A 7,168-nucleotide genomic window follows, 5' to 3' on the forward strand; every position below is an offset into this window, starting at 1 on the left:
TGAATACGCGACTTCTCTTAAAGGTGATATCACTACCGTAATGATACTGATATCTATCATTGATTTCATAAACAATAACGGATAAATCAAGAATAATACTAACAGACTTGTATAAATAAATACTTGTTATCAGGGTATCTTCTTAAGAGAATTCGCGTATTCCTCAGTAATTTATCTTAAAAATACTATAATTGATACCATTATTATAATTGATGCCATTATAATTTATGATTAACTAGAGCCTCTGGGGGGGTAACCGGCAAGCTAAAATCATTACTGGGTAATAATTTCAGCCCATAAGTTACTTAGCGATGCAGCGCCGCAAAAGGGGGTTTCTCCCATGAGCGACTGCATCAATACAAGGTGCGCTTGACCTTGGCTAATTTAATTCTTAATGGGTCAAGCGCACCTTTAGAAACCCTATAGCAGTTCTCCATCGGGTGAGGTACTTTCCTCTTTAGTTTTAGGGAGCAGGGATTAGGGAGCAGGAAGCAATAAATAAAATTTATATTTACCTCAAGCTTACTAGGAAACGCAATAGTTCAGGTTTACTCAAGTCAAGCAATTAAACAATGTTATGTTTCTCATTAATAAAGAAGCAACCACTCAAAAAATTGAATTGCTGGATAAATCTAAAATTATTTTCCAGAATAAACTATTCACTAAATGGTTTGATATTTTCCCAAAGGCTTATCAAAAAGCATTCAAGTTTTGTCGTTCCCAAATATCTGATGAATATTCGTCTTTGTATTTGCTTGTAGAACATCGGCATTATTTGACAATTTGGATTGAGCAAGAAGAGGTAAGTTTAGCTAACAAAGTTTATAGTTCACCAATAAATAGTGCTCAACCTAAATCCACTGATTCGTTACCACTAATGGCAGCTAGAGCTAAAGGGGAAAATCCCAGATATTTTGATGGTGAACAATCCAGAAATCCTAACCAGTTTCCTAGGGAAGTTTTACCTGATTCACTCCCCGAAGATATTTCAGCTTCCGAAGCTTCGATAGTTACTGAAAACCTTGGATACTGGTACAATCACACAGAATCTTATTCCCCGGCAACTCCAAAATTAGCTACTGGTAATCTCAATCAGGAGCAAGAGATTCCGGAATCTGAGTTCCACCTGCATCCTAGGTTTCAGGAAATTACTAAGCAATCTCTTAAACGGCTGTCTAAAAAGTAATATCGAGGGATTTATTACCAGGAGCAACATGTCTTGAGCCAGCTACCGAAATCACAGTTATCTCCCTCACGAATTGGCTCAAAAACCGTCTATAGCAGAAGTCAGAAGTCAGAAGTCAGAAGTCAGAAGTCAAACTCTTGCGCTTATTTAGGTTTGAGACTTTTTTCATGTCCTAACTGCCCTGGCGAATGCTATAAGTTTGATTGTAGAAAATCAGATGGTTGAGGGACTTTCGTCCTGGGTTGCGCGGCAGTAGGGAGTAGGCAAGTCAGAAGTGGGAAGTCGGAAGTGGGAAAAGTTTTGTGTACTTGCTTAACTAATTATTTGAACGGAGTATATAGTGATTAGAGCCCCAATTACCAAGACAGAAATGTAGGGATTTCTGCAAGAGGAGACAAGGAAGGTTGGGTTAATTGTAAAACTAGCTACATTTTATGGTTGACAATTAAATTTATTTGTGATAGATTGGTATACCAGATTTAGTCCATCCTAAATACTTGATCTTTACCCACATAGGCGTGAAACCGTTAATTGACTGGGCAAGACTCCAGCTCGATGCCCAAAATCCCAGCATTAATGAGATAAATTTTAAGTATATTGGGTCAAGGATGTAGCCAAATCTGCGACGCAATTGACTACATTTTTCTGTTGACACTTCCAGAGCAAAATTGCCACAATCTCACCAGCTATTTCCAAAAATAGATCAAGTAGGGGGTAAACTACCCAAATGTTAATAATTGATCGAGAAAAGATTAATCAAGAGATTCAGTGGCTCGATGAATCTACAATTATTTTCCAAAATAAAATATTCACTAGAGGTTTTGATATTTCTCCAAATGCTTATCAAAAATCATTAAAGCTTTGTAGTTGCGAAATCTCTGAGGAATTTCGGCCTCTGTATTTAGTTTTAGAAAATCCGCATTATCTGACGGTTTGGATTGAGCAACAAGGGGTGAGTTTAACCGATGAAGCTTCTGCTTCACCAATCAATAGCCCCCAACCGGAAGGGAGAGTTACTGACACTCTTGATGGTGAACCAACCACAAATCATAACCAACTCCCTGTATCAGATTTACCTGATTCACTGTCAAAATCTGAAACATCTTCACAAACTCCAATCATAACTCAAAACCCCGGAGACTGGCACAATTCGACAGAATCTGATTCCCCTGCAACTCCAAAAGTACCTACTGGTAATCTCGATCAGGAGAAAGTGGTTTCTGAGACAGCAGTCAGTGACCAGAACAATACACTTCTTGCAGAAGTCGGGAACAGGGAACAGGGAACAGGGAACAGTGGAGAAGATTTGACGCAAACACTATCAGAAAATTACTTTTGCAAGGAGAAAGTGGTTTCTGAGACAGCAGTCAGTGACCAGAACAATACACTTCTTGCAGAAGTCGGAAACAGGGAACAGGGAACAGGGAACAGTGGAGAAGAATTGACGCAAACACTATCAGAAAATTACTTTTGCAAGAGTTCTAATACACCAAAAGCTGAGGGCGACCTGAATCCTAGTGGTCAGCAAATTACTAAGCAATATGGTAAACGGGTGTTTAAAAAAAAATATCGAGGGATTGTCTATGAAGTGGAAGCTATGTTAATGGAGTTACCGGAATCGGAGTTAACGACCGATGATAAAGGGTTTGTTCGAAAAAAGTCTAAAAAGCGATATCGAGGAATTTCCTACTAAGTTCATAAGTAAGCGGTCAGCGGTCAGCGGTCAGCGGTCAGCTTAAAATAAACTTCATTTGGGAGAATTTAATATTGATAAATTAATGAGAATTGAAAGTCTCGAGAAAAGTCTATCAGCTTTGTGGCACAGGCTTTGGCCTTGGCCTTTAGGCCACGCGGGGCGCGTTTGGCCACGCTGTGCGAACGACGCTGTGACGCACATAAGCTGATAGCACCTCAAGTAGCGTGGCACAGGCTTCTAGCCTGTGAAGCATTAGCTGATAGCTGATAGCTAAATGCTTACCTAGAAACTATTCCATGCCTTCAATGGGGGCAAAGCCTTGTCGCTGGATATTTTCAGTAATAGTACGGGGTTCGAGGAATTGGACTAGATAATCGGGACCTCCTGCTTTTGACCCTACTCCAGACATCTTGAACCCACCAAACGGTTGCCGTGATACTATGGATCCGGTAATATTGCGGTTGATATATAGATTACCGACCTCAAGCTCGGCTGAGGCTTGTTCTATATGGGATGGAGTGCGAGAATATAAGCCTCCGGTGAGCCCATAGTTGGTACTGTTGGCTATATCAAGGGCTTCTTGGAAATTCTTTGCGGCCATTACTGCTACTACTGGACCAAAGATTTCTTCTTGGGCAATGGTGGCCTTGGGGGAGATATCTTTAAAGATAACTGGACCAATAAAGTATCCGGTCTCAGGTGCTGGCATTTCTAATGCTACGTTAGCTTCCTGACGTCCTTTTTCAACGTACTCCCGAATGCGATCGCGTGCAGTAGCATCTATCACTGGACCGACCTGGGTACTGGGTGCTTCTGCTGGCCCAATGTTAAGCGATCGCGTTGCTTCCACTAACCGTTTTAGGAAGCTTTCATACACTGGCTCTAACACAATTACTCGGGAGCAAGCGGAACACTTTTGACCACTGTAACCAAATGCTGATTTGACGACTCCAGCTACAGCTTGGTCGAGGTCAGCACTTTCATCTACGATAATGCCATTCTTACCTCCCATCTCCGCAATGACTCGCTTGAGATGTTTTTGACCTGGTTGCACAATGGCGGCATCGGCGTAGATACGACAACCGACTTCTTGGGAACCGGTAAAGGCAATTAGATGGACATCGGGATGCTTGACCATATGGGCACCGACGGTTGAGCCTTTGCCTGGAACGAATTGAAATACTCCTTTGGGTATCCCGGCTTCTACTAAAATTTCAGCTATTTTCCCGGCAATCACTGAGGAGTTTTCTGCGGGTTTGAGTAGAGTACAATTCCCAGCCACTAGGGCTGCTACAGTCATTCCTGTAGTAATGGCCATGGGGAAGTTCCAAGGAGAAATGACTAGGGCAATACCTCGGGGTTGATAGACATAGCGATTGGTTTCTCCAGCAATGTCGTAGTTATATCCATCCCTTAGCCGTTCCATCTCTGATGCGTAGTAATGACAGAAGTCAATCGCTTCGGAGACTTCTGCATCCGCTTCCCGTAATGGTTTCCCAACTTCCAGACAGACCAAGGCTGATAATTCAGCACGGCGTTGTTCGATCAAGTCTCCTGCTTTACGTAAAATACCAGCACGTTCGCTTACTGGTGTACGTCGCCAACTGGGAAATACTGCTTTAGCTTTCTCGATTGCTAATTCTGCTTGTTCTACAGAAATTAATCCAATTTTCCCGATCACGACCCTAGGGTTAGAGGGATTAACAGAATCTACTGTGTCTGTTGTAGGCTGATATTCCCCATTGATTAAGGGTAAATAGGTCTTACCTAGTTGTTGGCGAACGGTAAGTAAGGCTTGTTTAGCTTTTTCTCTGGCTTCTAGCTGAGCATAGTCTGTATTGGCAGCATTGGTGAAGGGGTTTGAAGGTTGAAGGTTAGCAGGTTGAAGGTTTGTTGGTTGAAGGTTAGCAGGTTGAAGGTTAGCAGGTTGAAGGTTGTCTTGAAAACCTTCAACATTCAACGTGCCAACATTCAACTGTTCCTGCAACGCTTTTGGTGGTGCAATCAATTCCTCTACGGGTCTATCTTCTAAGCTTTGTCGTAGGAAGGAACTATTTGCGGTATTTTCCAATAGCCGTCGAATCAGGTAAGCCATTCCTGGTAGGAGCTCTCCATAGGGTGCATAAACCCTGACTCGATGACCCTGATTGACTAAGGCTTTGGCGAGTTGGTCTCCCATACCGTAGAGGACTTGCATCTCAAAGCAGCGACGGGGGATATTGAGATTTTCAGCAATTGCGATCGCATAAGCTTGGGAGCGCACGTTATGAGAACCGATAGCGCTATAGACGTACTCGTGGTTTTCTAGCAGCAGTTGGGTGATACGCTCAAAATTAGCATCTGTGGCGGCTTTCTGGTTATATACTGGTTGGGGCCAATGGTTTTGGAGTGCTGTTATCGTCTCTTGGTCCCAATAGGCTCCTTTCACCAAGCGTATGGTTACTGGATTACCCCGCTGTTTTGCCCAGGCAATCAAGTCCTGACAATCTTGTTGTGACTCTCGCAGATAGGCTTGCATGGTAACACCGATATCGGTACGAGAGCGAAACTCTTCTTCCATTAACAAGTCTTTGAGTATGGAGAAAGTAATGTCTTTGTACTCATACTGCTCCATATCAAAATGAACCGCCGCCCCCAATTCTTTGGCACGGCGGAGCAATTTGCGGATGCGATCGCACACCCGATTTTGGCTACCCTGAGGATCAAGAGAATCAAATTGAGAGTAGAATGCTGTCAGTTTAACCGATACTTGGACTAATGGCAAGGATTTACCATCAGCAACATCAATTTCCTCTACCTTAGACCACTGTTTTGCTGCTTCAGTGAGTTGTTCGATCAGTTGCAGATAGCGGTCTAGGTAAGACTGAGCTTCTGGTTCTGTAATTACGGCTTCCCCCAATAAATCTAGGGTAAATGCCATCTTCTGGTTTCGAAGGCGTTTAATGGTTTTAAGGGCCTGGTTGAGATTTTCCCCAGCAATATACTTTTGGGCTAGGGTGGCTACAGCAGCAGATATGGTTTTGGCTGCCAGTTGTCCTGGTATGGAGTCGGGATTGGTGAAATTGAGCATTCCCTTCAGGGCAGCAGGCAGTTCTACTGACTCATCCCCTAGGTATTCTTGAAAGTGACGAGCAACTTCCGTTTGGCTACGCAGTGCAGGTAGGGTATCGATGAAGCGAAATAGCTGCACCCGTAGTCCTGGATTACTCATTGCCCAGGCTAGTAACTTATCATCCCACCGCATTTGGTCTCGCATTTGGGCAAGAAAGGAACCTTTCTCCCGAGTTGCGGCTAGAAGTTCTCTGGCAATTTCCTGAGTTTTGGCTTCGTAAGTGCTTTTGGGGATTTCTATAACCACCGGTGGTAGACTCCTGTTCTGGATGCTGGCAGTTTTTGATAAAACAATTATTATATTTCATTTTCTCTAGTTAAAGCAATATCTGACCTGAGTCTTTAGAGGGATTTGATCATAAGCATTCAGTTTTTATTCAAAATTAGCTCAAGTACCGTGGAATAGGCTAGAAGCCTGTGACATGTGGAATAGGCTAGAAGCCTGTGACATGTGGAATAGGCTAGAAGCCTGTGACATGTGGAATAGGCTTCTAGCTGATAGAAAAGCCAGAATTAATGATCGTGATATTTTTGGCATCATAGAAGTAACTCCTATTTAGGTGGGAGGAAAACCGCGCTGGTGTGGATTAATGGTTATGACCAGCGCGGTTATTAGTATCGGTCGTCACTTTCTATACTATACATAACTACTCGAAAAAAAGCAAGGGGCAATTAAAAGTTTTTACATTTATTTACAACTAAAATTTTTAACAGAATTTATACTCAAAATTGTGTAGAATTTAGCTAGTTTTTTTGGGTTATAGCAATCGTAAATTAATTGTAATAATTTTTGTTTCCTGTTCCCTGTTACCTGTTCCCTTTTACTACTCCCTACTCCCTACTCCCTTTTTACATCAATCCTATGTTTACATTTAAACTCAAAATGCTATAGGATAGTATCAATCATCATTTACAGACTAGTTATGTTAACCCTTGATGAAATCGAAACAGCTATTCGACAATTACCGAACAGCGAGATTATAGAGCTGGCAGCCCGCTTACAAAATTATTTAGATGATGCGCGATAATAGGTGGGACCAGCAGCTAGAATCTGACCTAAAATCTGGAAAGCTAGACAAGCTTATTGCCAGATCAGAAGCAGATATTGCTACCAATCAAGTTAAGGAGCTTAATGAAATCCTTGACGACACCTAATTTTTCGATAAATGCTATAA

At 42.3% G+C, this 7,168-nt stretch carries 5 protein-coding genes; 4 read left to right on the top strand and 1 reads right to left on the bottom strand.

What is annotated here, in order from left to right:
- The first annotated feature begins 577 nt into the window (after positions 1-577).
- From F6J94_RS27135 to F6J94_RS27145, 3 genes are all read left to right on the top strand, one after another.
- A complete protein-coding gene (locus F6J94_RS27135) occupies positions 578-1,186 on the top strand; it encodes a hypothetical protein (protein WP_075901802.1) in 609 nt (202 codons plus the stop codon).
- A gap of 727 nt (positions 1,187-1,913) precedes the next feature.
- Entirely contained in the window at positions 1,914-2,879 is a 966-nt protein-coding gene (locus F6J94_RS27140; RefSeq protein ID WP_293045982.1) for a hypothetical protein, read from the top strand.
- A 123-nt stretch (positions 2,880-3,002) separates the two neighbouring features.
- Complete coding sequence (locus tag F6J94_RS27145) at positions 3,003-3,149, top strand: hypothetical protein (RefSeq protein WP_293018678.1); 147 nt, start codon at positions 3,003-3,005, stop codon at positions 3,147-3,149.
- A gap of 22 nt (positions 3,150-3,171) precedes the next feature.
- On the opposite strand, the gene pruA is transcribed toward F6J94_RS27145, so the two are convergent.
- Complete coding sequence (pruA, locus tag F6J94_RS27150) at positions 3,172-6,240, bottom strand: L-glutamate gamma-semialdehyde dehydrogenase (protein ID WP_293045985.1); 3,069 nt, start codon at positions 6,238-6,240, stop codon at positions 3,172-3,174.
- Positions 6,241-6,746: 506 nt separating this feature from the next.
- Between pruA and F6J94_RS27155 the strand changes: the two genes are divergently transcribed.
- Entirely contained in the window at positions 6,747-6,869 is a 123-nt protein-coding gene (locus tag F6J94_RS27155) for a hypothetical protein (protein WP_269087040.1), read from the top strand.
- Positions 6,870-7,168: the final 299 nt, after the last annotated feature.

Source organism: Moorena sp. SIO1F2 (assembly GCF_010672755.1).
Lineage (GTDB): Bacteria > Cyanobacteriota > Cyanobacteriia > Cyanobacteriales > Coleofasciculaceae > Moorena.

Excerpts from the sequence above, each read along its gene's own strand:
- F6J94_RS27140 (WP_293045982.1), top strand. The coding sequence starts at position 1,914 with ATGTTAATAATTGATCGAGAAAAGATTAATCAAGAGATTCAGTGGCTC.
- F6J94_RS27135 (WP_075901802.1), top strand. The coding sequence starts at position 578 with ATGTTTCTCATTAATAAAGAAGCAACCACTCAAAAAATTGAATTGCTG.